This window comes from Agrobacterium larrymoorei, from assembly GCF_030819275.1.
In the GTDB taxonomy this organism is placed as follows: domain Bacteria; phylum Pseudomonadota; class Alphaproteobacteria; order Rhizobiales; family Rhizobiaceae; genus Agrobacterium; species Agrobacterium larrymoorei_B.
Map to the genome: position 1 here is coordinate 2,441,140 of NZ_JAUTBL010000002.1, position 26,355 is coordinate 2,467,494.

Annotated in this window: 30 protein-coding genes; 5 read left to right on the forward strand and 25 right to left on the reverse strand. The window is 59.9% G+C overall.

The window, feature by feature from the left end:
* Position 1 precedes the first annotated feature (1 nt).
* The 23 genes from QE408_RS20485 to QE408_RS20595 form a co-directional block, all read right to left on the reverse strand.
* Positions 2-460: a hypothetical protein gene (locus QE408_RS20485; RefSeq protein WP_112358585.1), complete on the reverse strand. Its 459-nt coding sequence runs from the start codon at positions 458-460 to the stop codon at positions 2-4.
* Entirely contained in the window at positions 457-3,072 is a 2,616-nt protein-coding gene (locus QE408_RS20490; RefSeq protein ID WP_306934335.1) for a ubiquitin-activating E1 FCCH domain-containing protein, read from the reverse strand. Before QE408_RS20490 ends, QE408_RS20485 begins: the two co-directional genes overlap by 4 nt.
* A gap of 4 nt (positions 3,073-3,076) precedes the next feature.
* The gene (locus QE408_RS20495) at positions 3,077-3,658 is read right to left on the reverse strand and encodes a hypothetical protein (RefSeq protein ID WP_113225154.1); all 582 of its coding nucleotides are present in this window, start codon (positions 3,656-3,658) and stop codon (positions 3,077-3,079) included.
* A gap of 72 nt (positions 3,659-3,730) precedes the next feature.
* A complete protein-coding gene (locus QE408_RS20500) occupies positions 3,731-4,180 on the reverse strand; it encodes a hypothetical protein (RefSeq protein WP_306934336.1) in 450 nt (149 codons plus the stop codon).
* Complete coding sequence (locus QE408_RS20505) at positions 4,173-4,616, reverse strand: Bbp16 family capsid cement protein (protein ID WP_306934337.1); 444 nt, start codon at positions 4,614-4,616, stop codon at positions 4,173-4,175. Before QE408_RS20505 ends, QE408_RS20500 begins: the two co-directional genes overlap by 8 nt.
* Positions 4,617-4,642: 26 nt before the next feature.
* The gene (locus QE408_RS20510; RefSeq protein ID WP_306934338.1) at positions 4,643-5,638 is read right to left on the reverse strand and encodes a major capsid protein; all 996 of its coding nucleotides are present in this window, start codon (positions 5,636-5,638) and stop codon (positions 4,643-4,645) included.
* A 3-nt stretch (positions 5,639-5,641) separates the two neighbouring features.
* Complete coding sequence (locus tag QE408_RS20515) at positions 5,642-6,352, reverse strand: hypothetical protein (protein ID WP_306934339.1); 711 nt, start codon at positions 6,350-6,352, stop codon at positions 5,642-5,644.
* Positions 6,330-6,626, reverse strand: a complete 297-nt coding sequence (locus QE408_RS20520) for a hypothetical protein (protein WP_062439578.1) — start codon at positions 6,624-6,626, stop codon at positions 6,330-6,332. Before QE408_RS20520 ends, QE408_RS20515 begins: the two co-directional genes overlap by 23 nt.
* A complete protein-coding gene (locus tag QE408_RS20525; protein WP_306934340.1) occupies positions 6,623-8,338 on the reverse strand; it encodes a portal protein in 1,716 nt (571 codons plus the stop codon). Before QE408_RS20525 ends, QE408_RS20520 begins: the two co-directional genes overlap by 4 nt.
* A 1-nt stretch (position 8,339) precedes the next feature.
* The gene (locus QE408_RS20530; protein WP_306934341.1) at positions 8,340-8,555 is read right to left on the reverse strand and encodes a hypothetical protein; all 216 of its coding nucleotides are present in this window, start codon (positions 8,553-8,555) and stop codon (positions 8,340-8,342) included.
* 779 nt (positions 8,556-9,334) lie between these two features.
* Complete coding sequence (locus QE408_RS20535) at positions 9,335-10,846, reverse strand: terminase (protein ID WP_306934342.1); 1,512 nt, start codon at positions 10,844-10,846, stop codon at positions 9,335-9,337.
* 541 nt (positions 10,847-11,387) lie between these two features.
* Positions 11,388-11,933, reverse strand: coding sequence for a terminase small subunit (locus QE408_RS20540; protein WP_306934343.1), 546 nt, complete (start codon positions 11,931-11,933; stop codon positions 11,388-11,390).
* Between the two features lie 587 nt (positions 11,934-12,520).
* Entirely contained in the window at positions 12,521-13,657 is a 1,137-nt protein-coding gene (locus QE408_RS20545) for a Fic family protein (protein WP_306934344.1), read from the reverse strand.
* A gap of 377 nt (positions 13,658-14,034) precedes the next feature.
* Positions 14,035-14,595 carry a hypothetical protein gene (locus tag QE408_RS20550; RefSeq protein WP_306934345.1) on the reverse strand — a complete coding sequence of 187 codons (561 nt, stop codon included), beginning with the start codon at positions 14,593-14,595 and terminating at the stop codon, positions 14,035-14,037.
* A gap of 22 nt (positions 14,596-14,617) precedes the next feature.
* On the reverse strand, positions 14,618-14,779 hold the full coding sequence (locus QE408_RS20555; protein ID WP_306934346.1) for a hypothetical protein: 162 nt from the start codon (positions 14,777-14,779) through the stop codon (positions 14,618-14,620).
* Positions 14,776-15,120, reverse strand: a complete 345-nt coding sequence (locus QE408_RS20560) for a hypothetical protein (protein ID WP_306934347.1) — start codon at positions 15,118-15,120, stop codon at positions 14,776-14,778. Before QE408_RS20560 ends, QE408_RS20555 begins: the two co-directional genes overlap by 4 nt.
* Positions 15,117-15,755, reverse strand: a complete 639-nt coding sequence (locus tag QE408_RS20565) for a hypothetical protein (protein WP_306934348.1) — start codon at positions 15,753-15,755, stop codon at positions 15,117-15,119. Before QE408_RS20565 ends, QE408_RS20560 begins: the two co-directional genes overlap by 4 nt.
* Complete coding sequence (locus QE408_RS20570; RefSeq protein WP_306934349.1) at positions 15,748-16,239, reverse strand: DUF1376 domain-containing protein; 492 nt, start codon at positions 16,237-16,239, stop codon at positions 15,748-15,750. The genes QE408_RS20565 and QE408_RS20570 overlap by 8 nt, the downstream gene beginning before the upstream one ends.
* Positions 16,232-16,438, reverse strand: coding sequence for a hypothetical protein (locus QE408_RS20575; protein WP_306934350.1), 207 nt, complete (start codon positions 16,436-16,438; stop codon positions 16,232-16,234). The genes QE408_RS20570 and QE408_RS20575 overlap by 8 nt, the downstream gene beginning before the upstream one ends.
* Before the next feature lie 356 nt (positions 16,439-16,794).
* Positions 16,795-16,929 carry a hypothetical protein gene (locus QE408_RS20580; RefSeq protein ID WP_306934351.1) on the reverse strand — a complete coding sequence of 45 codons (135 nt, stop codon included), beginning with the start codon at positions 16,927-16,929 and terminating at the stop codon, positions 16,795-16,797.
* The gene (locus QE408_RS20585; protein ID WP_306934352.1) at positions 16,926-17,156 is read right to left on the reverse strand and encodes a hypothetical protein; all 231 of its coding nucleotides are present in this window, start codon (positions 17,154-17,156) and stop codon (positions 16,926-16,928) included. The genes QE408_RS20580 and QE408_RS20585 overlap by 4 nt, the downstream gene beginning before the upstream one ends.
* Complete coding sequence (locus QE408_RS20590; RefSeq protein ID WP_306934353.1) at positions 17,149-17,328, reverse strand: hypothetical protein; 180 nt, start codon at positions 17,326-17,328, stop codon at positions 17,149-17,151. The genes QE408_RS20585 and QE408_RS20590 overlap by 8 nt, the downstream gene beginning before the upstream one ends.
* Complete coding sequence (locus QE408_RS20595) at positions 17,325-17,663, reverse strand: hypothetical protein (RefSeq protein ID WP_306934354.1); 339 nt, start codon at positions 17,661-17,663, stop codon at positions 17,325-17,327. The genes QE408_RS20590 and QE408_RS20595 overlap by 4 nt, the downstream gene beginning before the upstream one ends.
* 84 nt (positions 17,664-17,747) lie before the next feature.
* Between QE408_RS20595 and QE408_RS20600 the strand changes: the two genes are divergently transcribed.
* From QE408_RS20600 to QE408_RS20610, 3 genes are all read left to right on the forward strand, one after another.
* Positions 17,748-18,347: an XRE family transcriptional regulator gene (locus QE408_RS20600; protein ID WP_306934355.1), complete on the forward strand. Its 600-nt coding sequence runs from the start codon at positions 17,748-17,750 to the stop codon at positions 18,345-18,347.
* Positions 18,348-18,588: 241 nt separating this feature from the next.
* Complete coding sequence (locus QE408_RS20605; protein ID WP_306934356.1) at positions 18,589-18,957, forward strand: hypothetical protein; 369 nt, start codon at positions 18,589-18,591, stop codon at positions 18,955-18,957.
* Positions 18,958-19,162: 205 nt separating this feature from the next.
* Positions 19,163-19,831, forward strand: coding sequence for an outer membrane protein (locus tag QE408_RS20610; protein WP_306934357.1), 669 nt, complete (start codon positions 19,163-19,165; stop codon positions 19,829-19,831).
* A 278-nt stretch (positions 19,832-20,109) separates the two neighbouring features.
* Here QE408_RS20610 and QE408_RS20615 read toward each other — a convergent pair whose 3' ends face one another.
* Complete coding sequence (locus tag QE408_RS20615) at positions 20,110-20,493, reverse strand: acyl-CoA thioesterase (protein WP_306934358.1); 384 nt, start codon at positions 20,491-20,493, stop codon at positions 20,110-20,112.
* Positions 20,494-20,784: 291 nt separating this feature from the next.
* On the opposite strand from QE408_RS20615, the gene QE408_RS20620 reads away from it, so the two are divergent.
* Entirely contained in the window at positions 20,785-20,991 is a 207-nt protein-coding gene (locus QE408_RS20620) for a hypothetical protein (protein ID WP_306934359.1), read from the forward strand.
* Here QE408_RS20620 and QE408_RS20625 read toward each other — a convergent pair.
* Complete coding sequence (locus QE408_RS20625) at positions 20,969-22,714, reverse strand: ABC transporter ATP-binding protein/permease (protein ID WP_306934360.1); 1,746 nt, start codon at positions 22,712-22,714, stop codon at positions 20,969-20,971. The two genes, QE408_RS20620 and QE408_RS20625, sit on opposite strands and share 23 nt — an antisense overlap.
* A 289-nt stretch (positions 22,715-23,003) precedes the next feature.
* On the opposite strand from QE408_RS20625, the gene QE408_RS20630 reads away from it, so the two are divergent.
* A complete protein-coding gene (locus QE408_RS20630) occupies positions 23,004-26,354 on the forward strand; it encodes a transglutaminase family protein (protein WP_306934361.1) in 3,351 nt (1,116 codons plus the stop codon).
* Position 26,355: the final 1 nt, after the last annotated feature.

Below are 26,355 nucleotides of genomic sequence, written 5' to 3' on the forward strand. Positions count from 1 at the left end.
CTCAAGCCTTCATCTCAAAAATACGAAAAGGGCGCTGCTCATAGCCAAAGGGCTGCGGATCGGAGAGCGTGAAGCCCAGCCATTGCAGCCACCGTTTGGAAACCACATTCCGGTCATCGACCACATTCTGCAGCAGCGTGTAGCGCTGCCGCATCTCGGCCACCCAGTGGAGAGAGCCACGCAGAAAGTCGCGCGCATGCCGCTCCAGCGCATCGGTGCCCAGCAGCCACGGCGCACCGGTCCGGGTCAGAATATTCGTCGTGCCGCAGCCGAACATCAGCTCCGGCACATCGTCAAACAACACGGTATGGGCAAAGTCGGACCGCTCAAGCGAGTGCAAAAGCGCAGAGGCCGGTCCGCGTCCCACGGCGGCGAACACCTCCTCGCGGTCGGCCTCACGCATCCGCGGCGCAATCACATCCACATGGTCGATGCTGGCCTCGATCACCCGAACTGTCACGCTGCCACCCTGAGATCCGGCATGATGGCCAGAACGGTCATCGGCAGCGGATCGAACTGCTTGATGATCATCGTCCCGCCCTTCGTCCAGTCCGCCGTCGGCGTCAGTTCCACATCGCCGGTCGCAAGGCGGATCGCCTCGCTCCAGTTCTCGAACTCACGCTGCTTCAGCTCCACCAGCGCATCCTCGGCAGGCCCGGCCCAGATGCCGCGGGTCTTTTCCACTCGCAGCGTGATATTGGCGATTGCCTTGTTTCTGGCCTGCACCGTGCCAAGCTCACCCACATTGCCGAGATCGATATCGAGCGTCCTCAACTCCGCTTCGTAAGGCAGGCCCACATGCACCTTGGAAGCGGCAATCGGCAGCGTCACCGTGCCATTCGTCACCATCAGGTCGCGCACCACATTGCCATCCGCCAGCGCAACCAGCGTCTTGCCTTCGAGGTGGTGAAGCCCGCGCATCGTCTTCGTGGCTGAACCCTCATAGGAAAGCCCGCTATCGACGAAGAACGCATCTTCGGACACCGCAAAGAGGCGCGAATGCATGCGCTCGATGTAACGCTGCGACTTGCCATCCACCGTCCGGCGAATGACGAAATAGACCGCGTCCTCGTCGCCCTCGGCCACCACATTCACCGCCTCGAACTGACCGTCCGTCTCATGCCGCGTCCAGGCCCATACCTCATGCTCGCGCATATAGGTCAGGCTCACGCATTGCCCATTGTCCAGCACCACCCAGACGATCGAATAGGGCGACTGCGCAAAGGCCCAGGAGACCACCTGCCGACCTTCGAACAGATGGCGCGACATGATCGTCAGATCCTTGCCGGTGAAGTTGTCGTTGGAAAATTCATAGGAATAATCGCGAATGACCCCGCCCCGCGCCAGCGCAAACAGCATCACATCGCCCACCGCAATCGGCTGCAACCAGGATGAGCCACGGTTGCTCTGCTTCTTCACCACCATATTGGTCGGCGTCATGATCTCTTCGCCACTGCCGGCCACGTTGAATTCATTCGCCGTGGTGAAGACCGCCATGCCGCGAGACTCGCTGATCGCCCGGATCTGGTTCTTCTCCTTGGAACGGATGCGCAGCGTGATGGCATCGCTCGCCTTCACCGGCGAGGCCGCGCCGAAGTTCTCATAGTTCGCAGACTGCCCGAGCCACAGACCTGCCGGCACATTTGCCGTGCCGCCCATGGCAAGGCGCTGCTCGTAGAAATTCACGCAGGCCGGATAATTCCCAACACTGTTGAAAGGATTGTTGCCCTCCTGCGGACCGCTCGCCAGATCCGGCGTGATATTCTCATCGGTAAAGCTCGTCGTCTCGGTCTTGCCGATATAGCCATAACGGCCATTGTCCAACCGATAGACCGCATAGCTTCCGGCCCCTGGCGTCGCCGTCCAGAACAGCAGATTGCGGTTGCCGCGATAGACCATGTCGTTGCGCAGCGTCGCAGGCTCGGATGGCAGGCTTTCTTCCCCCGTCTCATCGGAGATGGCCGCCACCACATATTTCATCTCCTTACCGTAGACGATCGCCCCCGTCACGCCCGTTGGCACCGGCGGTGCGCCGCTCGCGGAGGCTGAGGGGATGGCCGTTCCATCCCCTTGATACTGCGTCTGGTCGATCTCAATTTCCGTAACCGGCGTTTCGGCCAGAATGCCGGTACTGCCATCGGAACGATAGATGCGATAAAGGGCAGCGCCCGTGGAAGCATTCCAGGTCAGTCGCACCCGGCGCCCGTCCTCATTCTCATATTGAACGCCAACGGTCACGGCAGCCGACGCCGCGCTTTCCGCCCCTGACGCACTGATCGCGGAGATACGATATCCGATATTGGCGACATTACCGGTTTTCCGTTTGAAATAGACTGTGCCCTTCACCCCCGTAGGCTTGGCAATCTGCGGCACGAATGTCAGCGACGAGAACATCCAGTTGGCATCGCCGAGCCGTGAAAGCTTCATCGGCGGATGCGCCTGGTGCGTCAGATACATCACGTCGTTTTCCTGGGCGAAAACCACGCGCCGCAACTCGTCCGCCGTATAGGGCGATGCAATCTCGTAGACGCGCCGCGCTGTGCCGCCACCCGCATAGGCCGGCATCCCAAGCGTGGAGACCGCCACCCCCAGCAGATCTTCCAGCTGATACGTATTGGTCGTCACATTGCGGATGATGAAATTGCGGTTGTTCAGCGCGCTCATGCCCGAGAGTCCGGCAATGAAGACCTCATCACCATCGGCAAAACCATGCGCTGCGCACGTCACCACACCCTTTGCCGCAACCGAAACGCCGGTAATCCCCTTTGCCGCTTCCAGCACCGGACTTCCGGCGCGGTAGATACGCATCTTCAGGTGAGAAAATTCCAGATTGTAGGTCTGGTCCGTCTCCGCATCGAAGATGAAGGGCAGGAGAATGGCAAAGCCGGAGCCTCGCGTCCGGCCGACAAATTCCAGCCCGCTGCGGTTGGAGGCCCCGCCATGCGGATGAATGAAAATGTTCTTCGCCACCTTCAGCCCGGACCGGTATTTTTCCACATCGACCCGCGCCCACAGCGCCGGGCTCAACTCGCCGGAGGTAAAGGCCGGCTGCATCACACGCAAAATCGCCATGGTCTCAGCCTCGTGCCGTCATCAGCGTGGAACTGTCGGTCCAGCTCGATCGATTTTCATCCGCATCCGCCTCCTTCGCCGCCTCGAAAGACGAGGCCGCAATCTGGTAGGCATCCTTGCGGGTGGACTGGTCGGAGGTCAGTGGAATGGCGATCTTGGCCGACAGCGCCCAGCTCAGCGCCTCTTCAAAAAGCGGCGGATAGCGCGCCGGATCGTCGAACTGCCGCACGAATTCCAGCTTCGCTGGAGACTGATCGCAAAAGATCAGCCCTTCGGTGGCATGATAGGCCACATCGTCACTGTCTCCCGGCAGCAGCACCGCTGGTACGATGCGCAGCGGCTTCAAACAATTTTGCGGCCGCGCATAGGCGTGGCGCCAGCGCTCAGGGCGCGGATTGGCCACCTCCGCCAGATCGACCATGGTCTTGGCAAATTCCCATTCATAGGATTGCAGCAACCGGTCGCGCGTCAACGCGTAGTGAAGCTTGCAGGTGCGCGCCTCGGTCGAGGGCTCGTCTATGTCGGAAATGGTCTTCTTGCCGATATTGGACAGCGCAATGTTGCAGATGCTGGTAACGGATGACATTCGCTTCTCCAAAATAGAAAACCCGGCTCTGGATTGAGCCGGGTTCGGCGTCATAAGTTTGATCGATAGGGATCAACCCTGGCTCGCCTTATCCTCAAGCGCGGCGATAATCTCCGCCTTGGTCGAAGGCGTCGCCTCGCCCAGAAGCTTGCGCGCCGCCGCCTTGAAGGTCATGAACTCGACGCCCGGATCGCTCGCCATCTTCACCACATCCGCTGCGGTCTTCTCGGCAGAAGCAACCGGCGCATTGCGCGTCAGCCGCTCGATTTCGGCATTCTTCTCGGCGATCTCCGCCCGAAGAGCCTCGATCTCGGCATTGTCGACATGGGCGGTGCCCATCCCCTGGCGCTGATCCTCCGCACGCTTGCGTGCTGCCACCTGCAGTGCCAGTGCCTCTTCCGGCGAAATCTCGCTCATCCAGAAGGGCGAGAAATGCGCCTCGGTCGCGATCTCGAAAACCGCGCCCTCGTCACGAAAATGCCCGTAGACACCGGCCCGGGTCGCCATCACGGTCTTAGTCATAATTATTGACCTCCGAGGCGGCCACCACACCGGCGGTGATCTTGCCCGCCGTCAGCGGGCCTGTCGCAACCGTATAGGCGAGGCGGGCAAAGCGCTCATCCGCACCGCGTGGAAAGAACTCCAGCGGAAACACGTAACCAGCCACAAGCGACGCCTTGGGGATCGCGCCGGATGTCCATGCGACGCGGGGCGAGGAGAACGCCTCATTGTCGTCGGTCTGGAGATCGACGGTCAGCGTCGCCGCACCGGAGGCAAGCGCCGTCTCCACCATCTGCAGGCGAAGATCGACCTTCTTGCCACGGCCAAGATCCTTGCGGATTGCGGCAGCGGCACCCACGGGTTTGCCCGATGCGCCGAAGTCGATGACATTGGTGGATACGGTCGAGGCGGTGATCGCCTGCGCATCCGAGAAAAGATTCTGTGCGTCAAAAATCATGGAGTGTCACCTGTTCCAGACCGTCCTCAGACGATCTGCCCTTCTGTTTCGAGAATATTGTCGTCGCGGCGGATCGGCACGCCGAGGAAGGAGACGATCGGCTTGCCCTGGCTCTGGTCGAGCGTCAGGTTCACATTGGTGCGGTTCATTGCCTGCTTGTGCAGGAAGGTCTGCACCGTCTTGCTGGCATAGATCACCGTCTTGCCGTTCGGCTGGTTCGGGTTCTGCAATGCGTAGTAGCCGTCGATCATCAGGTTGATGAGATCGGCGCCGCCAGCCGTGGGATTGGCGCGCAGGTCGGAAACGTCGATATTGGCGATACGCGCCACGCCGCGCCAGTCGCGCACGGAAAGGCCGATATCCTGCTGGAACTTCTCGCGGTACACATCGTAGAGAGAGCCGTCCGGCAGTTCCTTGGTGGTCTTGCCCTTGTCGTCGCGCTGCAGACCGGCCTTCGATCCTTCCGGATAAAGCAGGTGAACGGAATCCTCACCCCAGGTTACGAACCAGATGGAGGTGTTGTCCGACCCCGTGCCGCCGGCATCGACGATCTGGCGGCCATTGGCGGCGGATTTGGCGTTGAAGCGGGCATGCAGGCCGGTAAAGCGCTCCGGGTTCACGTCGATATCGCCATAATAGACGGTGGAGCCCAGCATGTTCGCCATGCCCGCAATATGGGCCTTGGCTTCGTTCAGACGAAACCGCGCCGGGTTCTTGGCGATCTCCACCAGCTTGGCGTCGACTTCCGACCAGTCTTCCAGCATGCCGGTCGCGTCCTTCACCTGCGCCGTCGTGCCCTTGGTCGGCAGAACGCCCTTGTAGAGCTTGCGCCAGGTGGGAACGGGAAGGCCGGTGCGCACCGTCGTCAGATGCGACGAGCCCATGTTGCATTCGAAGATCGGCGCGTCTTCATACATCGCGTTGAACTGCACCAGCATGTCGATGATGGTGGAAATGTCGTCGCCCCAGCCCTGCTTCTTCAGGTCGGAAAGCGTGGGATACATATTGCCGATAGTGGCCATGTGTTAACCTCGTGTCGTTGATGTTGTCGCTCCGTACATCGCCTGCTCGGGCGAGGTCGGAGGGGCTGCTGCGGTTTCCGACGATGCGGGCTTGTCATCACTGAGAGCGTTGCCGACACGGGCCAATAGCCGGAAAAGTCCGGGATGGTTGCCAATCCCGATTTCGACGAGATCGCGGCGGAGAGCATCGTCTCCGAACGTCGCGATCACGCGGTTTGCGTTGTTGAGGCTGGTCGCAAGGTTGTCGCCGCCAAAGTCCCGGTCGGCGCGGATTTCCTGCTGCCAGTCGGAGGTGATCTTCTGGTGGCGCTCGCTCAGCGCGTCATATTCAAGCTTGCGCTGCTCAGCGATCACCCCGGCCAGACGGCTCGCCTGACCATTCGTCAGGCCAAGCTCCTTCATCACCGGGGATGCGCGCTCCAACAGCGCCCGGTCGAGTTCAATGCCGCCATCGAGCTTGATGTCGTATTCGCCATTTTCAGGCACCAGATCGGCAAGGTCGCCCGGCTCGGAGGCAGGCTTATCGCCTTCCCCTTCGCCACCCTCTCGACCCGCTCCATTCTGGCCGGCGACAAGCGGCTCCGCCGCCCCGTTCAGAAGCGGCGCATCGGCGCTCTCATTGGCATTGGCATCGCCGCCACTGTCCGGGCTCACACCCCAATCCGTATGGCCTTCCGGCGCAAAGGCGGCGTTATTCATCCACTGTCTCAGCATGCTCTTCCCTCTTGCGCTTTTCCGCGCGTCTGTGGGCCTCGATCATCATCTCGGCATAGGCGGTGGGTTTGATCTGGTTCAGCTGGTCGATGATGGTGACGCCGATGATCCGGCGACCGATGTGAATGCCGGTCTCGCCATTCACCACATGCGGCGCGCCGTAGACGTTGCACTGGCAAAGCACCCACCAGAGAAATTCGCGCGCACGCGGCTCCGCCAGCACGAACTCGGTTGCGAGATCGAGCGCCTGTTCCTGCATTGTTTTGGCTGTCATCCGGCAATCCCAAGCTTGCGCAGCAGTTCCACCGGCCCGCCATTATCGTCGGTGGCGGAAAGCGCCTGTGCCGCCTGGGCACCGTCTCGCAGTGCAGGCGCCAGCTTGGCGGCGGCTTCCGTCGCCTGCGCCGCCTGTTGCTGTTGCGCCCGCTCATCGCGGATCGCCTTCACCTTGTCGTCGGAGCGCACGATGGTGGAAACCACACCGATCGCATCGCCATATTCGTCGATCGCCTGGTCCACATCGAGCTTGTCCACCGCATCCGGACGAGCCCCGGCAAGATTGCCGACGAAACTCACCATCCGCTCGATAGAGCCGGTCGAAACCGCAAGCTGCGCCTGGTAGAGCGTCGAGATATTGTCGACATTCAGCTCCTCGCCCTGCAGATCCTGCGGCGCGTCCGGAAGCTCATTGTCATCGTCCAGCTGGTAGAACACCCAGTCGGCCAGCGGCTGGATCAACTCGTGATGCTGGCGTTCCACCGTCGGCCCCAGCTGCTGAAGCTGTTCTTCCTTGCGCTGCGTCAACTCGAACTGGTTACGCGGCTGAACCCCTTCCATGGTGCTGATCGCCATGAAGAGATCGGCATAAAAGGCGCGGTCCACCCGACGCTTCGCCTCATCGATGTCGGCGGCGAGATCCCCCAGCGGCACATTCACCTCGAAAGCGCGGCGATAGGCGGCCGTGCCGACACTCTGCTCGTCCACGAAGGTCACGGTACCGGGGAGCGACGAATTGCGCTTGTTGCGAAGCGAGGTCGGCGCCACCAGCGGCGGGCGCACCTGGTGCTCGATGCCCATGCCCTTCCAGCGCTGCTCGGTCTGCAACATCTTCACATCCGGCAGCGCGTCCATGCCGGGGCATGTGGCGGCATAGACATCCTCGCCCACCACATCCCAGCGCGGCGCAATCAGCGGATTGCGGTCGAAACCGCTCACCTCCAGCATCCTGTCGCGATCCTGGCCGGCTTCCCAATAGTTGGACATGAAGGGCTTGTTGGCCTTGGTGGGACGGTTTGCGTCCCGCGCGGAACGCGGCTCGATGGCGTTGAACACCTCCACCACCTCATCGTAATTGCCCCGGTCCCACAGGTTCTTGATGGTGGAGGAGACGTTTGACCAGTCCATATCGCGGGAGTTGGGCTTTGCCACCCAGCGCCCGACAATCTGCTCCACCGTCATCCACACGCGGCGATAGCAGGTATCGACCCGCATGCCATACTGGCTCTGCGCCAGCCAATATTGCCCGACAGGCGGCAAGATGCCGTGCAGGCGGCGCCCGGCGCGCGTCAGGATCAGGCAGAACTGCCCGAACAAAAGCTCGTCGCCATAACCGGAATGAAGACAATTATATATATTCGAGACCGCCAGCCGCTCGCGCGCCCGGCGCGTTGCCTCATAGAGATAGTCTTTGACAGGCCCAAACTCGCGCAGATCCTTGTCGGTAATGCTGTAGCGCATCCAGGGCCGTGTGGGAGACGTCAGCCCCGCCTGCATGCCCGATTGCGCCACGCGATGCGCAAGCTTCGGTGAATTGTCGATGATCTTCTTGTTGCCGTTGATCCCCTTCGGGTCACGGGCATCCCCCTTGCGGTAACGGCCGGGAACGATGAAATCGTTCAGCTCCTGCCACTGCGCCTCATAGGGGTTGCGCTCCTTCTGCAACGCCTTCAGGCGCCGCTCATGCCGTTCGCGGATCGTATCGGCCATATCAGCCTCCCAACAGGTTTTTCTTGCCGCTGCTATCCAGCGCACCCACACCCTGAACCCCGGTCAGCATGGTCGATGTCGCAGCCCGCAACCGATCCCGCACCCGCCGCCCGGCACCATTCACCGTCTGGCTATCCGGCTCGCGCTGCGCCGCATACTCGATCGGCAACTTCGGATCCTCCGGCTTCGCCACCTTGGGAGACTTGAAAACACACATCGCAAAACCTCGAATTGAAGACAGACAGAGCCAGCCCGCCTTGCGGGCCGTTCGGCTTAAATTTCATGGAAACAATCACTTAGGGCAGAGCACTCACCCCACCCCACGTCATCCTCGGGCTCAACCCGAGGATTTACCGTCGCGCCAACAGACACAACGGGGATGGATGCTCGGGTCAGGCCCGAGCATGACGGAGGAAGACGAGACAACGGAGCAAACAAGCCGACAGCGCAACACACCTCAACGTCAGCCGTCACACCCCAACCTCACCCCGGGCGTCATCCTCGGGCTCGACCCGAGGACCCACCGCCACCCCAACAGCGCGACACGCCTCAGCGTCAACCGGCACACGCCAACCTCACCCCGGGCGTCATCCTCGGGCTTGACCCGAGGACCCACCACCGCCCCAACAGACGCGACGTGAACGGATGCACGGGACAGGCCCACTGGTGTCCGGTCTAAGCGGAGAAACGCCGTTTTGGCTCTTTCGGTAGCTCGCCGAGAGGTGCCCCCCCTGTCCTGCCGGGCATCTACCCCTTGAAGCGGGGGAGATCAAACTGTTGCAACGTCCTGCCCCAAACTGCACGCAGATGTCACACGCGAAGAGCGCCTCTTGCCGATCTCCCCCCTTGAGGGGGAGATGTCCGGCAGGACAGAGGGGGGGGTAAGCCGCAGATCCAGAACGTAAAAGTGTGTCTTTACCCGAGGAGCGATGCCTTGCAACAGACGCTAGGTAAACTCAACCGAGACCGCGCCGGACACCATTGCCCAAACACCCCTCATCCAAACGGATTATACCCATCCCCATCACCACCATACCCGGTCTCCCGGCTATGATTATACCGCTCATCCCCCCGCCCCTTAGGCACGACAGGCCGGGCAAAGGTCAGTCCAAGCGCATCCGCACGGTTAGGCGAAGGAAGCCCCCGCGCCTTCATGTCTTCCTTGCTCTCGATCTGCAGCTTGCCATCCACGCGGGCCACAAGCTCAGGCCCGATCAGGTCGTGATAGAGAATGTCGTCGCGCGCATCGAGCGCACCGCCCTGTTTGAGCCAGTCGCGCATGCCCTTCCACATTTCGGCACGCTTGTTGAGACAGCCGCGGTCGATGCTCTTTTCGGCAAAGCTGACGAGCTGCCATGTGCGCCCCAGCGTCACGCCGGCGGAATAGATGCCGGTGCCATGACCAAGATCGATGAACACCGCATCGGCCTGCAATTCATCCTCGAAGCGCGCCACATGGTTTGCCACCAGAATGTCGTTGTCGTTCTTCGGCATGGTCATCAAAAGCCGGGCATAGAGCCCCTGGCGTAGATAGATCACCAGCTCGTCGTCGCCGGTCCAGGCCGGATCGACGCCGATGATCTTCGGCGCGAAATCATATTGCTCCTTGCGCAGATGCACCTTCTGGGCGGCATCCACATCCTCGGTGGAAATGAACTGCTTTGCCGATGTCGATGGAAACATGCCGCGCACTCGCACTTTGACGAAATCGCTGTCCTCGCCGTAATCGCTGACCCATTCGGCAAGTTTCTTCTTGTTGGTACCGGGCACCGTGCGGCTGTCGATCTGCCGCCTGATCCAGCGCCGGCGATGCCGGCGGAAACACTCGCGAAACCGCCCGGTATTCTGCGTCGGATTGCCGAACACGATCCAGATGATGATGGTGTTTTCGTCGGTCAGCGCGCCTTCGGCCACTTCCCAGACACTGTCGGTAATCTTCGACGCCTCATCGAACATCAGCACGATGATCCGGTCCTTGTTGTGCAGACCGGCAAAAGCCTCGGTATTGTTGGCAGACCAGGCGACGAAATCAAGCCGCCACAGATCGGCATGTCCCCGATCGCGCGACTTGATCGACATGGCCTGCGTCTCGAACCAGTGGCTGGTGATCGAGGAGCGGAACCATTTGCCCACTTCCGGCGATGTCTTGGTGCGCAGCTGCGTCTCGGTATTGGCCGTCACCACGATCTTGCAATCGGCAAAACAGGACATCGCCCAATTGGCCATCATCCCCATCTGCGCCGATTTGCCGATCCCGTGTCCGCTCGCCACCGCAATCTGCAAAGGCTGGTAGCGGTTCTCGCTGTTCAGATGCTGACGGATCTCATCATTGATATCCGCCTGCCAATCCCGCGGCCCCGCAATCCCGTCAAGCTCGCCCTCACCCCAATCCCAGGCAAACCGCGCCCAGGCCTGTGGATCATACTGAAACCGCGCCGCCGCCTCGATAATCTCCGCATCGAGATCGGCATCCACACGGCCCTTGCTCGCCTGCTTGGCATTGCCCATGAACGATCTCCCGGCAAAGCCTGCACTGTCTGGAATTGGATGTCACACGCGGCGCGCACTCGCCCGATTGAAGCAGGTCGCGATCTTTCCGATCACACGGCGCAAATAATCCGCGACAACATCGCATAGATTCAAAAAGGCAAAGCGTCCTTTGTGCGTCCAATAGGACGCCCGGCGGTTTAACTGGATACACAGTCATTCAGCCGGACACTCTGTCACTTATCACTTCCGCACGACGTTGCGATGAGGTCAAACCTCTCCCCTCCGTCATCCTCGGGCTCGACCCGAGGATCCATCAGCCGCACTCTTCAGCGCGTGAAAAGATGGATCCTCGCCTCAAGGGCGAGGATGACTCCGAGAGGTTTTCCGCCTTCGACCAAAGGCGTGTTCTCAACTGTCGTTCCAAGACCCTATCCAAGGTCACGAGGCCAGAAAGTCAAAAAGCGTCGTGCAACGGAGCCACAGACAAAGCACCTCGACGCAGACGCCACCCGCCGACACCCCGACCGACCGGCACCGTCAACCGCAGCAACAAAACCCGTCAGTCCAAAACCCGCGCCTTGGCCCGTGCCAACCGCTCGGCGAGCGACCCGCTAACCTCAACCTCGACCTTCTCCCGAAACGCCTGCACATCGATATGCTTGCCGATCAGCTCCAGCCGCTTGATCCGGTCGCTGAGCTTCACCTGCGACACCCGTCCGATCGCCTCACGACTCTCGCCACGCCCTTCGAACAGTTCCTTGACCTCAACCGCCGCCACCAGCCCCTGCCGCCAGATCAACGGCCACTGATCGACCGGCTTCAACCCGCCATTCTCATCATAAAGATCGGCAATGTCCGCCACCGCCTCTTCGGCCAGCCGCGACAGCAACCAGTCGGCGTGGATTTGCGTGCGTTCGGAACGCTCTCGCTTGGCCTGCTCCACTGCTTCCATCACCTGAACCTTCTTCAGAAGTATTGATCCGAGCACTTTCGCCGTCTTGCAACTATACCCCGCCCGGATCGCGGCTTGGCTGGCGTTCAGATCGACCAGATACTCCTCGACGAAGAGGCGCTGCCTCGGATTCAATGGCCGTGGTGTTTTCATGGGGGTCATTCCGTGCCAGCGGTCTACTGCGTTGTGTATCGAGGCCTAGATTTTCAGGCCGTGCCGCAGAAGCAACCTGAGCAACACACCGGCAACGCTGAGCTAACTGGCTAAAAAGCAAGATCGAAAACGAAAGCAGGAGCAAAGAGGCTTCGCGGCAAAAGCCGCCTATCGATACACGTGGCCCATAAACGCAAAAAGCGACCCGAAGGCCGCTTCCAAATACAATTCTTCGAATATGAAGACATGTCACTTATCGCTGTTTCGGGTAGAAAAGTCAAACGATAAAATCTTCGAAACGCAAAAATAGTCTAAAACCCTGAAACATATATTTTAAAATCTACTGATCCAAAGGACGATTTGTATATAGAATCCGCTTTGACGGCTGGTGCGACATTCATCGTCAGTAGCGACTGACATTTCGAGCATCCCGCCGTCCAGGCGTTCGGCATATCGATGATCAGAGCCGGAGATTTCGTGGCGGAATTGACGAGAAGAAGACAATCAACATGAGCACCTATCCTCTCAGATTTTGACCTTTGCTATTGCTGCCTCTGCTAGCGGTAGCAAAGGTCAAAAGCAGACCATTAGTCACGAACGATCCGCAAAAGCGGCTCGAAACTGTAGAGCGCTGGCCGTCGACCGGCAGCAGGCTCGAGAGTCCGTATCAGCCCGCGTTCGGACAAGATGCGCGTGAACCGGTGAGCGGAGGGTCCAGGAATTCCGGATTTTTTTGTAAAAACGTTATTCCTGAAAACCGGACGCGAAAAAAGGAAGTCCAGAGCCGCTGTGCTCCACTGCGATGTCAGGAGTTGCGGAAACTCTTTTTTCAGTTCTTCGTAAAGGTCGCGAATCCGTTCGGCTGTTGCCAGGTTTTTTTGCGCTTGGGATTCCAGGGCTTCAAGAAAGAAAATGATCCACTCGGTCCAAGCCCCCGACTTGGACACGTCACGCATAAGATCGATATATTCATCGCGGCGATCTTCAAAATAGCTACTGATATAGAAGTGCGGCGCGGAGATCGCTCCGGCTTTCCAAAGCATGAGGGTGATCAACATCCGCCCAATTCTGCCATTGCCGTCCTTGAATGGATGCAGGGCTTCGAACTCTAGATGAGCGACTGCCGTCTTGATGAGAATCTGCCAGTCATCCGAATCGATGAAAGCGAAAAGACGATCCATGCCGTCTTGAAGTTGTTCGGGTCGCATTGGCACGAAATGGACCTTACGGCGCATTCGATCTGCCAGATAATTTTGCTCCGTCTTATACTCGCCTGGGGATAGATGCGCACCGCGACCGAAACCAAGGAGAACGCGATGCGCGCTTTTTACGAGAAAGCCGGACAGTGGCGCTCCCTGCTCCATACTGCGTTGAGCGGCAGATAGCGCGCGAGTGTATAAAAAGACCTCGATCGCTTCATTACGATAGTGACCACCCGTCTCGTCACCACTTTCCTCCTGATCGGCTTCATATCGCAACACTTCGTCGAGCGTACTGACCGTGCCTTCCATACGTGAAGACACAACGGCTTCTTGATTTCTCAAGGGCGCCAGCAGAATCTCGCTATTATGCATGCTCTTGAGCATTTGATCGTAGCGCGCCAGAGCAGCGGATGCCGATGCCACCGGCGTAATGAGTCTGCCAGCATCTATGTACCGCGGTGGAAACTGATCATAGTGATATTCGACCGCTTCAGAGAGGTCCAAGCCTGGGCGCAGCGCCATTTTGATGTCCGAGTTTCAGAATTTTTGACATACGAGCGACAATGTCATGCCTGATCACGGAGGCGTTGTCTATCAAGAATCGTTATTTTTGATAGACAACGCGGCTTGATGTACATCTGGATCACTCAAACCCATTTGATTTTCAAAATACCGGATTATTGATAGTCAAATCCATTTGCGTATCACGCGTGCGAGACAAACCGGTTTGTCTTTTAAAAAGCGGCAATTTTGAAAATCAACCTCTTCTATGCACCGGATCGTTGTTCATTAGGCGTGGGAAGCCACTTGAAGCTCTGTAAAGGCTTCTCGCATAGCCCATAAAATTGGCGTGGCGAGGGCGGCGCGAACGCCGCCGCCTTCAAGGCTTTTCACCCCACTCACACCCCAAAAAAACGCGCCAGCACATTACACACCACACGCAAATCCCCCAGCATATGGTGGTGCCGCTCGCCCTTGATCACGCAGAAATCCAGTGCCGCCCAAAGGTTCTGGCGAAGCTCGTTCTGTGCGGTCTGGATGGTCTTGCGGCAGCCGTCATAGCGGGCAATCACCGCCTTGCACCATTTCTCGTAATCCTCGCTGATCGTCTGGCTCGGCGTGCTGCGCTCGCTTCTGTCGCGTTCTCCATCCGGCGCCTTGATCGCCATCATGTAGGATTGGCGCAGTTCGAGAAACCGCACCGCGCCCTCATACTGGTCGTCGCTCAGACCATCGCGTTTGCCGAGCATGTTCAGCGTGCCGATATAGGTTGCGGCCCGTGGATCACGCGCTTCTTCGACCGTCACGCCCATGCGGCTTGCCCGCGCCTTCAGCGCCACGCTGTCTGCTGGCGCGTGGGCGCGGCCGGATCTTGAAATGCGCCCATTCGGCTCACGCGCCACATTGATCACCTTGCGCCGTCCGCGCTTCTGCTTCAGTTTTTCCGCCTTGCTGGTCATGCTGCTGGTCCTTTTTCCGTTGTTAATTGCGCGCCAGAATGCGCTTGATGTCGTCCATGCAGGCCGATGCACCGCGGCCTTGCTGATACTGGTCGAGAATGCGGTGGATCGCCGTTTCCCGCGTCTTGCGTTCCGATGCCGCCGCCTTTGCCTGGTGGATCGCTTCTGGAATTGTGCCGGTCACGCCCCGCCCTCCAGAGCTTGTGCCTTCGCCTTGCGGTAGAGATGCAAAATGGAGGTGTGGTCGCGGCGCATGAAGCGGGCGATCTGCGGGTAGGTCTTGCCCAGCGCATCGCGAAAATGCACCACCATCTCCATCCGGATTCTCACCAGCCAGCGGGCGCGCACATCGCTGCGCACCAGATGCAGCGTCGCCTCCGGGTGCTTCTCGAGAAGGTGACGCGCCGCATCCGCCATGCTGTCGCGCGCGCGGTATTCGAGCGGGCTGACAAGCCGCATGAAGCCGTCCACCCGATTAGTCTGGATCAGGGTCATGGTCAGTTCGGTTTGCGGGTAGGTGCTCATCGTCTGTCGTCCTTGCCGATGCGGGTCTTTGAAATCTTCGATGGGTGCTGCGGCGCCTTCTTCATCGCATCCAGCGTCGCCTGAACCTGCGGGTCGAGAGATCCATGCAGGAAGCCAACCCTCGCCGGGGCCCCTGCCCTCGCTTGCGCTACGATCGCTCGCACCCGCGCCTTCACCGCCGGATCAGCCCGCTCGATGGCAATCATCGCTCGCCTTTTCTCATCCGCCGCACGGTCGAACAGCCGCGAGGCTTCAATGCGCAGCGCATAGCGTTCGGCATGAAAAGGCGCGATGATGGCTCTGGCCTGCTTGCCGAACTCCGCACAGGTCGGCACGAACTGGCCGGTGTGGTTGGCAATCCGCCCGGCAATGAAATCATTGGCCGCCTCGCACACTGCCCATTCCGGCAGATCGGCGCAGACCCCGCGAAACTCGCGGCCAAACGCCGCCACATCCACGCCCGGCTGCGGGCGAAACTGGCCGATCAGCCGAAGCGCCGTATCGCGGATAGTCTCCGACGAACCGGGCGCAAGCAGCCGGTCGATCTCCTGCACCCGCAGGGCAATCTGCCGCGCACGCTCACGATACCGCTCCGGCAGCCGGTCGAACTGGTCCTTGGCAATGAGGTCAAACATCCTGAAACGCCTCCATCAACAAATCGCGGGATGATTTTTTCGGCGCGCGAGCGCTCTTGGAAAAATCGCCAGATTTTTCTTCTATGCGTGTGACTCTGGAAGCAGAGCCTTCGCTGTGCTTTGGCAATGCCTTCGCATCGCTGTTTTTCTCAGCCTTCCAGCGGGTTACGGCGCTATCTCTGGCTTTCGCCTTGCGCTCCATGGCCTTTTCGCGCTCGATCCGCAGCCGCTTCTGCACCCATTTCTTCCGCCGCTTGTCGAGCTTCCAGAACGCCATCACCACCGGCTTCATCGCCCGCCACTTGGCCGGTGAAACCTTGGCCTGCAGCGCCAGCAACTCGTCGTCATCGGCGAGCGAACAATCGGGTGAACGCCACGCCTGGAAGAGCAGCAGCAGATAGGCGCCATGCTGCTCTGTGGTCAGATGCACCGTGTCGGCGAGATACGCGTCGGTCCAGAACGGCATGAAAGGCAGATTAGCCATTGGCATTCTCCGCGCGCATCGGCGGCGTGCCCCAGGCATCTTTGCCGGGATGATACTTGATCACCGCCACATTCGCCGCCCGGCTCTCTTCGCGAAGCCGCGCCAGCTCGTTGTAAACATCCGCTTCGGAGCGCCCCAGAATGTAGGCGATCTCGGCTGTGTCATAGCCGGAGCGAAAAAGTGTCAGTGCCTTGCTCATGCGTGTTCCCGCTTCCTCGCCATCAGGCGGCAAAGTTCGCCTGCCGCCTGAACCGAAGGCGCAGACGTGAGGCTTGGTCTTGGCAATGGTGAGTTCCGCCGCGCTTCAAAGCGCGGTCGAGAGCTGTGAGGCCGAAAGCTCAGCGCTTCCGTCCAGGGTTGTATCCCGACAAGCACGTCCAACCGTCCCCTTGGGACGGCAAAGGCTTCAAGGAAAGGTGGGTTGGGCTGACGGCCCGGGGAGGACAAGCCGTCAGCCCGTTTTTGATCGCCAGGGAGGAGGAGCGATCAAAATCTTCGATCCGGCGGCAGAACCGCCGAAACCTAGAAGTCAGTCATGCGGCGACCCATCGACCGTCAGGCCGCCCGTCGCTCGCCATTGATGTGGTCCACCTCGCAACGAAGCTCGGCCTCGAAGGCCTCGAGGTCGAAGCTTGCATCCTCATCGTCATCCGCCGGTACGGCCTGCATATTGCTGTTGCCTCTGGTCATAGCCGCGCTGCCTCCTCGATTGTCAGCAGTTCGGAAACCGGGCGGGCAAAGGTCACGGTGATCTTGATCAGCGTGTTCCAGTCCGGCCCGCGCTCGATCAGATCGTGAAGCTCGTCCAGTTCCTCGATCGCGTGCTCGACATCGACGATACCGGCCCGGCTTCGATACTCGGCCACCGCCTTCCAGCGCGCCACGCCCAAGCCGGGCTTTTCCAGAACGTCAGTCATCCTTCTTTCCTTCCCGGATCTCGACCGGCGTCACCGCTCCGCAAGCGTCGCAGAACCGCTCGATCTGGTGTTCGATAGACAGCGGACGCCTGCATTCGCGGCAGCCGATATAGCTTGTCTGAAACGCGGCGCGGCGCGCCTGCGAAGATGCTTCGATACGGACAGAACTCATGCGAAGAGATCCTCCTTCAAAGTAAAAGCCCGCCTTTGCCCCGCCCCGATGCCGGGAGCGGCCAGCGCGGCAAAGGACACATCGGTCCTCCGCTCCGCTGCCTGCCGCTCACCAAAGACATCGGGGCGCAGGTCCAGACGAGGGACAAACCCATCCCCCGCCATTCGCAAGACAAACGCCGTCTCAACCGCAACCGCTTGTGCCGCGCCAACCTGCCCGGCCTCGGATTGCCGCCAGGAAACGGGCTGCTCGAAGCAACCCCTTGCCCCTGCAAGCCTGGCCCGAAAGCCACCGGCCTCAGCGGCCCATTCGGTGTGATGACGAAATCTATCCATACAAGAAAACTAGTAAAAATTCTGACGTCCGTCAACTAGTTTCCTTGTGTGCTTTTCCACAAGCGTTCTGGTAGAAACTAAGCCATGGGAATTATTGGCGAAAATCTGAAATCGATCAGGAAGATCAAAAATCTTTCGCAGGCGAAAGTTGCGGAACTGTCGGGCGTGAGCCAGCAGCTCATCTCGCAGCTCGAGACCGGCTTGACTGAAAAGACCACTGAACTTCCCGCCCTTGCCCAGGCCCTCGGCGTCGGCATCCATGAGCTCGACCCATCCTACACGCCGGATGCGGAGGGCGTTCCCACCCTGATCGTGCCCTATCTCGCCTGGGTCAGCGCTGGCGCCATGATCCGCGACGATATTGCCGATGAAGCCCTCGGCCTCATCCGCGTGGCGGATTTACCGGCCTCGGGGGACTGGATTGCCTTGAAAGTCAGTGGTGATTCCATGGACAGGATCTCCCCGCCCGACTCCATCATCTTCGTCGATCGCAACGATCGCAACCTCGTTCCCAATGGCTGCTACGTCATCTCGGACGTGGAAGGCAACGCCACCTATAAGCGCTATCGCTCCGGCCCCATGCGCTTCGAGCCCGTCTCCACCAACCCGCAGCATGAACCGATCTTCCCGGACAACGACCCCATCATCGTCGGCCGCGTCCGCCGCTCGATCATCAATATGTAACCCAAGCGGGCAAACGCTCTCCCCGCCCAAGCCGGTCAGCTTCGCCACTTGACAGCCGCGACCCACCACAGCCAGCCTAGCGGTAAAACTGATTCTCCATTTGTTCTCATTGTTACTAGTTTTCTTGTTGACCGTTATACTAGTATCATAGTAGAAATCGATCTGCGCTCGGGCACGCAATTGACGACCCAAACGGAGTAACCCGGCCCCGGGAAGGCAGCGAAGACGAGGATAATCTCCCATGGCCGTGCCTGACGACATCATCGGAAAAGACGAAATGCTGCTGATCGTCACCCGCTGGCGCGATGGCGATACGGTTCTTCTGGAAATGCCGGTGCGCGTCTACAAGGCGCAGGAGATCCAGGCTCTGATCGACGAGACCACCTCCGAAAACTGCACGGTGATCGGCGTCGATCTCTATGACGTCACGGCCAAAAAGGGCATGTCCATCGCCGACGATTTCGACATCCGCCCTTTTGCCGAACGCGAGGAAGACCGCAAGGAACAGGATGCGCGGCACGAGATGGCAGAGCAACGCCGCCTGCGGCACGGCACCGGCCTTTACAACACCCTGAACCACACCCAGCAGGGCATCCAGTCGCGGGCATAGGCAGGCTTACCAAGCACGGGCCAACATCCCCGCGACACAGACACTCTCGCGGAAGCGAGCCAGGAGCCAGGAGCCAGGAGCCAGGAGCCAGGATGTCGCGCTCCGGGTCGCAGCCGCGCAAGATGTCCCGATTGTTGCTCCGAGGCTACAGCATTTCGCCGCCAATACGCTATCGATAGCGGCATTAAAGCCCAGGATACTTCCCATGAAAACCACTGTCTTTGCCGCCGCCGCTTTTGTTCTTGCCGCAACCTCCGCAATTGCTGCGGACGCTGTCTCGGACGTTCCCGCAGCACCGGTGGCGATTGAAAAACCGGCCTTTTCCTGGACCGGCTTTGACGCGGGTATTCAGGTTGGATATGGCTGGAACAAGCAGGACATCCTCGGCATCGCACCGTCGGGCACGGTGAGTGCCGATTTCAACACCGGCATGGCGGGCGGCTTCGCAGGCTATAACTACCAGTTCTCCAACAACTGGGTCGCAGGCATCGAAGGTGATTTCGAAGGCAATTGGGGCGATGGCAAGCTCACGGTTCTCGCGCCGGATTTCTATCAATATGGATTTGATTGGCAGGGTTCGGTCCGCGCCAAGGTCGGTTATGCGGTTGACCGGGCGATGGTTTACGGCACGGCAGGCTGGGCGATCGGTCGCGGCTATATGACGGTCCCGGGTGCTGGCACCGAAAAGGAAACCTTCAACGGCTTCACCGTCGGCGCTGGCGTCGATTACGCCTTCACCGACATGATCTTCGGCCGCGTCGAATATCGCTACACCAATTTCGGCGACCAGAATTACGACTACAACGCCGGCCCGCTGCTGAACTCCGATATCGACCAACACGGCGTCCGCCTCGGCCTCGGCGTAAAGTTCTAAGCCATATCGTTATTCACGATGCGGGCCGGGTAACGGGCGCTCTCGGTGGAACCGCGGCACGCCAGAAGACGCGACAAAATCTGGGCCTCATCTACGAGCTGGCCTATTGCGCGTCGTCTCTGCCCCACCCACTACCGTCATCCTCGGGCTTGACCCGAGGATCCACCTTTTCAAAGGCTTAATCGCAATCCGGCGCTACTCCACCCGCACGACGGGCTCTCAAGGAAATGGATTCTCGGCTCAGGGCCGAGAATGACGGAGGAGAGTATGACGCCCTCTCACCCCTTCACCGGCCGTGGGTTCCCCGCATCATCCACCGCCACCATGATGAACACGGCCTCCGTCACCTTGTCGCGGGATTGCTGCGAATAGTGGCGCGTCCAGGCTTCGATCTTCAGCGTGATCGATGTGCGACCCACCTTCTCGATGCGGGTATAGACGCACAGCGTATCGCCGATCTTCACCGGCTTCTTGAAGACGATCTCGTTGACGGCAACCGTCACGGTGCGACCGCCCGCCACGTCATTGGCGCGTACGAAGGCGGCAAGGTCCATCTGCGACATCACCCAGCCGCCGAAAATATCCCCGGCAGGGTTGGCGTCGGCCGGCATGGCCAGCGTGCGCAGGGTCAGTTCCATATCGGGGGGCGGTTGGTTGTTCATCAGCATAAACCTCTTGATCGCGCGCCTCCCGGTGTCGCGATAGCCTATTCGCCGACCATTGGAAAAGAGCGATTTCGTCTTGGCTGGTCTTCATTTCCAGCATGTCGCCCAAAATCAGGAAACGGCGTTCGAAGTCCGCCCACACCAACAATAATTCACATTAAAGACAGTCAAAAACCAAAACACGACAATTTACCAAGCTTCGCTAAGGTTTCGTTAACTATAACGGCTCAGCTTCTTAATTCATTAGGTTAATTTCATATACTTCCAGATGCAGGGCGAGGCTCGAAAATGGCATATGACTGGAGTGGGAATGACATCAAACAGAGGCATTACGACCGCCTGATCGTGGTCGCGTTGCTTGCCATCGTGTCGATTGCGGTGACGGCACCTTTCATGCTTCGCTTCGAAACACAGACACCGAATGGAGGGCGGATCGAAACCCGCTCCCGGGTCGTCATGGAAGATATGCGCTCTATTCAGCTCGCGCGGTCGTAACCAGATCGAGATGCAGAACGCGCGGTGACAGCACCTGCATCACCGCGTCCGAGCGGCCGATATAGACCACGGCAGTATCCTTCATGCCGCTCAGCACCTCCACCAGCCGGTCGATGGTGTGCTTCTCCAGACCTTCCAGCAGGTCGTCGATGAACAGCCAGCGCGGCTTTAGCAGCAACGCATTGGCAACCCGGATACAGGCCTGTTCGTCGGAATCGAACTTCTGGTCCCAACGAATATTGTCGTTCATTCGGGGAATGATGTGGCCAAGGCCGCAGGCTTCCATGGCGGCCAGAAACTCTTCTTCCGTGAACTTCTGCGGCGCACGCGGATAGGAGAGAATTTCGCGCAATGGCGCCGCCGGCATATAGCCGTGCTGGGCAATGAACAGCGTCTCCTCGCGCGGCGGCATGGTGATCTTGCCGCTTCCCCAAGGCCAGAGCCCGGCAATCGCCGCAAAGAACAGCCGCCGGTTCACGCCATGTTCTGCGTCGATCATCACCCTCTCGCCAACGGTGATCTCGACAGGGGCCTCACGCAGCTTGAAACTGCGCGTCATGTCCTTGCCCCCGGCTTCCGGGCTGATTTCCACGGATGACAGCCGCACGATCTCGGTTGCGGAGCGATCGAGCTCGATGGCGTTCTCGTGCCGCTCGATGCTGTCCATCTGAATCAGCGCATTGCGGAAGATCGACACGCGTTGCAGCGTCGCCTTCCAGCTGGCGATCGGGCCGAAATTTTCGATATACCAGCGCAGCGCCGTATTCACCTGGTTGAAGGCGCCCACCGCCATCATCAGCCCGCCGAAGGTCAGGTTGCCGGAGAAGTAAACCGGCGCCGCAATCAGGATCGGCGCGACGATGGCAAGCCAGCCGTAACCGGCAGACACCCAGGTCAGATGCGTCAGCCCCATGGCGAGCCCGCGAATCACGGCAAGCACCGCGTCGATATCCTGACGGATGCGGTGACGCTCGTTCTTCTCGCCGCGCGAGAGGGTGATGGCCGTCAGATTTTCGCTCGCCCGCATCAATGAGAAGCGCAGCTCCGCTTCTTTGGAATAGCGCTCGGCGTTGAGCGGCACCAGCCGGTAGCCGACAATGTTGGAAAGCAGCGAGGCCGATCCCGCATAGAGAAGTGCCGCCCAAACCATATAGCCCGGAATCGCCACCATCTTGCCGCCGATCTCGATGGCAAAGCCGGCCGATAGCCCCCAGAGAACGCCAATGAAGCTGACGAGAATAATGGTGGCGTTGACGAGACCGATGGCAAGTGCCGTGCTGCTTTCGGCCAGGTTGCGCACATCCTCATGCAGGCGCTGATCGGGGTTGATGGAAATGGTACCGAAGCTTGCAAGCTTGGCGGCGCGGCCGGGCTTCAGCCACTGCTCCACCATGTCCTTGGCCAGCCCCTCGCGCATGCTCAGCGCCGTCATCTGGTTCAGCCATGTCTGGAAGACGTTGAGAAGCAGCAGGCACCCGGCAATGATGGTGAAGACTTCCAACTGATGGAGGAAGGCACCGAGATCGCGCCGCTCGAGCGAATTATAAAAGGGCGCGTTCCATTCGTTCAGCCTCACCTGGCCATAGGCTGTGACAAGGATAATGGTCAGCAGGCCGCAGGCCAGAAGGATCAGCCGTCCTCGCACCGGAGATGTCCAGAAGGCGCTGCCCATCATCCGCATCTGCGCTCTGAAATTGAGATCGAAGCGCGCGTAAGCAGCCATCTCCTCCGGAGAATTTCCTTGCGTTTTCAACTCATTGCCACTTTCTAAAATCGTAGAATCGCGCAGGCTGACAGAGATGAAGTCTCCGCCCTTGCGATGACAGCAATATCACTAAGCCGATACTTGTCCACATAACCCCACGGACACCCCTGACGCGCCCTTTCAGATCCCGCGGCGACGAATGCGCGACAGCGCCGAAATGTTCCTTGCTTTATTCGCGTGCATTGCACAAAGTCGATGCAACAGAGGGGGCGGAACAATCCGCAAATGCCGGTAAATAAGGTTATACATGTCGATCAAGGCGAGCATCTATCATCTGACGCATTACAAATATGACCGGCCGGTCCGCCTTGGACCCCAGATTATCAGACTGAAACCGGCGCCGCATTCGCGCACCAAGGTCATCAGCCACTCGCTGAAGGTCACGCCCGCCAATCATTTCGTCAATCTGCAGCAGGATCCCTACGGCAACTTCCAGGCCCGATTCGTCTTTCCCGATCCGGTCACCGAGTTCAAAATCGAGGTCGATCTCGTTGCGGATATGACGGTCTATAATCCCTTCGATTTCTTCGTCGAGGAAAGCGCCACCAAATGGCCTTTCGATTATCCGGACACGCTGAAGGACGATCTTTCGATCTACAGGACGCCGGAGGAAACGGGACCGCTGTTCGATGCGCTGATGGCCACCATCGACAAGACCCCGGGCCAGACGACGGTCGATATGGTGGTCGGCATCAATGCACGGCTGCAGCAGGAAATCGGCTATGTCATCCGCATGGAGCCGGGCGTGCAGACCCCGGAAGAAACGCTCGCTTCTGGAAAGGGCTCCTGCCGCGATACCAGCTGGCTGCTGGTCCAGGTGCTGCGCCGCCTTGGCCTTGCCGCGCGCTTCGTCTCCGGCTACCTCATCCAGCTGGCACCGGATCTGAAGGCGCTGGACGGTCCGTCCGGCACGGAGGTGGATTTCACCGATCTTCACGCCTGGGCGGAGGTCTATCTGCCGGGTGCCGGATGGGTCGGTTTCGATCCGACATCGGGGCTTCTGACCGGCGAAAGCCATATTCCGTTGTCCGCGACACCGCATTATCGCAACGCAGCGCCTATTTCCGGCGGCTATTTCGGCCAGGCCAATACGGAATTCGCCTTCGACATGAAGGTCTCCCGTGTTGCCGAACATCCGCGCATCACCAAGCCCTTTTCGGATGAAAGCTGGGAGCAGCTGGATGCGCTGGGTGAGACGGTGGATCGGGTGCTGAAGGCGCAGGACGTGCGCCTCACCATGGGCGGCGAGCCGACTTTCGTCTCCATCGACGATTTCGAATCCGAAGAATGGAACACCGGTGCGGTTGGCCCCACCAAGCGGCAGAAGGCCGATATTCTAATTCGCAAGCTGCGTGAGCGCTTCGCCCCCAATGGCTTCCTGCATTACGGTCAGGGCAAGTGGTATCCGGGCGAAAGCCTGCCGCGCTGGACCTTCTCGCTCTATTGGCGGAAAGATGGCAAGCCGGTCTGGCGCAATGCCGATCTGGTGGCCCAGGAAGGACATGATACCGGCGTCAGCTCCCCGGATGCCAATCGGCTTCTCACCTCCATTGCCGGCCATCTTGGCATAGAGCCCGATCTGGTGTTGCCGGCCTATGAAGATCCGGCGGAATGGCTGATCAAGGAAGCCAACCTTCCCGACAATGTCGATCCGTCCAACTCCAAGCTCAAGGATCCGGAAGAGCGCAACCGCATCGCCCGCGTCTTCGAACGCGGCCTGACGGAACCGACCGGCTATATTCTGCCCGTCCAGGCATGGAACGCACAAAGCTCCGGTCAGAGGCGCTGGGTCAGCGAGCGGTGGAAGACACGGCGCGGCAAGATCTTCCTGGTGCCGGGCGATAGTGCCGTCGGTTACCGCCTGCCGCTTGGAACGCTCCCCTATATTCCGCCATCGGCCTTCCCTTATATTCACGAGGCAGATCCCTCCATCCCGCGCGGCCCGCTGCCGGATGCCTTGCCGCCTTCGGCCCATGCCCCATCGCCTTCGGCACGCAGTATGCCGGAAGCCTCGTTCCAGGAGGGCGATGCGCCCAATCCCGGCCGCAACGAGCAAGTGATCAGCGATATTGCCGGCACGGTGCGCACCGCGCTTTCCGTCGAAGCACGCGATGGCAGGCTCTGCGTCTTCATGCCGCCGGTCGAACGCATCGAGGATTATCTCGATCTCATCGCATCCGCCGAGGCTGCGGCCACCGATCTCGGCCTGCCCGTCCATATTGAAGGCTATGCGCCGCCGCATGACGAGCGGATGAACGTCATTCGCGTCGCCCCCGATCCTGGCGTCATCGAGGTCAATATCCATCCGGCCGCAAGCTGGAAGGAATGCGTCGATATCACCACCGCTATCTATGAGGATGCCCGCCAGTCGCGGTTGGGCGCCGACAAGTTCATGATCGACGGTCGCCACACCGGCACCGGCGGCGGCAACCATGTGGTCGTCGGCGGGGCAAACCCCAATGACAGCCCGTTCCTGCGCCGTCCCGATCTGCTGAAGAGCCTCGTGCTGCATTGGCAGCGCCACCCCTCGCTCTCCTATCTCTTCTCCGGTCTCTTCATTGGCCCCACCAGCCAGGCGCCGCGTATCGACGAGGCGCGTCATGACAGCATGTATGAGCTGGAAATCGCCATGGCGCAGGTGCCGGCTCCGGGCGAAGGCGCGCCCCCCTTGCCCTGGCTGGTCGATCGCCTGTTCCGCAATCTGCTCGTCGATGTCACCGGCAACACCCACCGCTCCGAAATTTGCATCGACAAGCTGTTCTCGCCGGATGGCCCGACGGGTCGCCTTGGTCTTGTGGAGTTCCGCGGCTTCGAAATGCCGCCGAATGCGCGTATGTCGCTTGCCCAGCAACTGCTGGTGCGCGCGCTGATCGCCCGCTTCTGGCAGAACCCGATCGGCGGCAAGTTCGTCCGTTGGGGCACGAGCCTTGCCGACCGCTTCATGCTGCCGCATTATGTCTGGGCGGATTTCCTCGATGTTCTGGCCGATCTTCGCCAGCACGGCTTCGATCTGAAACCGGAATGGTTTGCCGCCCAGCTTGAATTCCGCTTCCCCTTCTTCGGCGAGGTGGAATATGAGGGCTCGAAGCTTGAACTGCGCCAGGCGCTGGAGCCATGGCATGTGATGGGCGAACAGGGCGCCATTGGCGGCACGGTGCGCTATGTGGATTCCTCCGTCGAGCGCCTTCAGGTTCGCCTCGAAACGACCAATCCCAGCCGCTATACCGTCTCCTGCAATGGCCGCGCCGTGCCGTTGAAACAAACGGAAACCTCCGGCGTCTCGGTCGCGGGCGTGCGCTTCAAGGCTTGGCAGCCAGCGGCTGGCCTGCATCCTGCCTTGCCGGTGAACACGCCTTTGACATTTGATATTTATGATACATGGTCGAACCGTTCGATCGGCGGCTGCATCTATCATGTTGCCCATCCGGGCGGGCGAAACTATGACACCTTTCCCGTCAATGGAAACGAGGCGGAAGCGCGGCGTCTTGCCCGTTTCGAGCCGTGGGGCCATACGGGCGGCCAGTTCACACTGTGGCCGGAAGCCGTGTCGCCGGAATTTCCGCTGACACTCGATCTGCGACGCCCGCAAGGAGTATAAG

Bases quoted from the DNA above. Each gene is read 5' to 3' on its own strand.
- QE408_RS20490 (WP_306934335.1), bottom strand. From the start codon at position 3,072: ATGGCGATTTTGCGTGTGATGCAGCCGGCCTTTACCTCCGGCGAGTTG.
- QE408_RS20495 (WP_113225154.1), bottom strand. From the start codon at position 3,658: ATGTCATCCGTTACCAGCATCTGCAACATTGCGCTGTCCAATATCGGC.
- QE408_RS20500 (WP_306934336.1), bottom strand. From the start codon at position 4,180: ATGACTAAGACCGTGATGGCGACCCGGGCCGGTGTCTACGGGCATTTT.
- QE408_RS20505 (WP_306934337.1), bottom strand. From the start codon at position 4,616: ATGATTTTTGACGCACAGAATCTTTTCTCGGATGCGCAGGCGATCACC.
- QE408_RS20510 (WP_306934338.1), bottom strand. From the start codon at position 5,638: ATGGCCACTATCGGCAATATGTATCCCACGCTTTCCGACCTGAAGAAG.
- QE408_RS20515 (WP_306934339.1), bottom strand. From the start codon at position 6,352: ATGCTGAGACAGTGGATGAATAACGCCGCCTTTGCGCCGGAAGGCCAT.
- QE408_RS20520 (WP_062439578.1), bottom strand. From the start codon at position 6,626: ATGACAGCCAAAACAATGCAGGAACAGGCGCTCGATCTCGCAACCGAG.
- QE408_RS20525 (WP_306934340.1), bottom strand. From the start codon at position 8,338: ATGGCCGATACGATCCGCGAACGGCATGAGCGGCGCCTGAAGGCGTTG.
- QE408_RS20530 (WP_306934341.1), bottom strand. From the start codon at position 8,555: ATGTGTGTTTTCAAGTCTCCCAAGGTGGCGAAGCCGGAGGATCCGAAG.
- QE408_RS20535 (WP_306934342.1), bottom strand. From the start codon at position 10,846: ATGGGCAATGCCAAGCAGGCGAGCAAGGGCCGTGTGGATGCCGATCTC.
- QE408_RS20540 (WP_306934343.1), bottom strand. From the start codon at position 11,933: ATGAAAACACCACGGCCATTGAATCCGAGGCAGCGCCTCTTCGTCGAG.
- QE408_RS20545 (WP_306934344.1), bottom strand. From the start codon at position 13,657: ATGGCGCTGCGCCCAGGCTTGGACCTCTCTGAAGCGGTCGAATATCAC.
- QE408_RS20550 (WP_306934345.1), bottom strand. From the start codon at position 14,595: ATGACCAGCAAGGCGGAAAAACTGAAGCAGAAGCGCGGACGGCGCAAG.
- QE408_RS20560 (WP_306934347.1), bottom strand. From the start codon at position 15,120: ATGAGCACCTACCCGCAAACCGAACTGACCATGACCCTGATCCAGACT.
- QE408_RS20565 (WP_306934348.1), bottom strand. From the start codon at position 15,755: ATGTTTGACCTCATTGCCAAGGACCAGTTCGACCGGCTGCCGGAGCGG.
- QE408_RS20570 (WP_306934349.1), bottom strand. From the start codon at position 16,239: ATGGCTAATCTGCCTTTCATGCCGTTCTGGACCGACGCGTATCTCGCC.
- QE408_RS20575 (WP_306934350.1), bottom strand. From the start codon at position 16,438: ATGAGCAAGGCACTGACACTTTTTCGCTCCGGCTATGACACAGCCGAG.
- QE408_RS20580 (WP_306934351.1), bottom strand. From the start codon at position 16,929: ATGACCAGAGGCAACAGCAATATGCAGGCCGTACCGGCGGATGACGAT.
- QE408_RS20585 (WP_306934352.1), bottom strand. From the start codon at position 17,156: ATGACTGACGTTCTGGAAAAGCCCGGCTTGGGCGTGGCGCGCTGGAAG.
- QE408_RS20590 (WP_306934353.1), bottom strand. From the start codon at position 17,328: ATGAGTTCTGTCCGTATCGAAGCATCTTCGCAGGCGCGCCGCGCCGCG.
- QE408_RS20595 (WP_306934354.1), bottom strand. From the start codon at position 17,663: ATGGATAGATTTCGTCATCACACCGAATGGGCCGCTGAGGCCGGTGGC.
- QE408_RS20600 (WP_306934355.1), top strand. From the start codon at position 17,748: ATGGGAATTATTGGCGAAAATCTGAAATCGATCAGGAAGATCAAAAAT.
- QE408_RS20605 (WP_306934356.1), top strand. From the start codon at position 18,589: ATGGCCGTGCCTGACGACATCATCGGAAAAGACGAAATGCTGCTGATC.
- QE408_RS20610 (WP_306934357.1), top strand. From the start codon at position 19,163: ATGAAAACCACTGTCTTTGCCGCCGCCGCTTTTGTTCTTGCCGCAACC.
- QE408_RS20615 (WP_306934358.1), bottom strand. From the start codon at position 20,493: ATGAACAACCAACCGCCCCCCGATATGGAACTGACCCTGCGCACGCTG.
- QE408_RS20620 (WP_306934359.1), top strand. From the start codon at position 20,785: ATGGCATATGACTGGAGTGGGAATGACATCAAACAGAGGCATTACGAC.
- QE408_RS20625 (WP_306934360.1), bottom strand. From the start codon at position 22,714: ATGGCTGCTTACGCGCGCTTCGATCTCAATTTCAGAGCGCAGATGCGG.
- QE408_RS20630 (WP_306934361.1), top strand. From the start codon at position 23,004: ATGTCGATCAAGGCGAGCATCTATCATCTGACGCATTACAAATATGAC.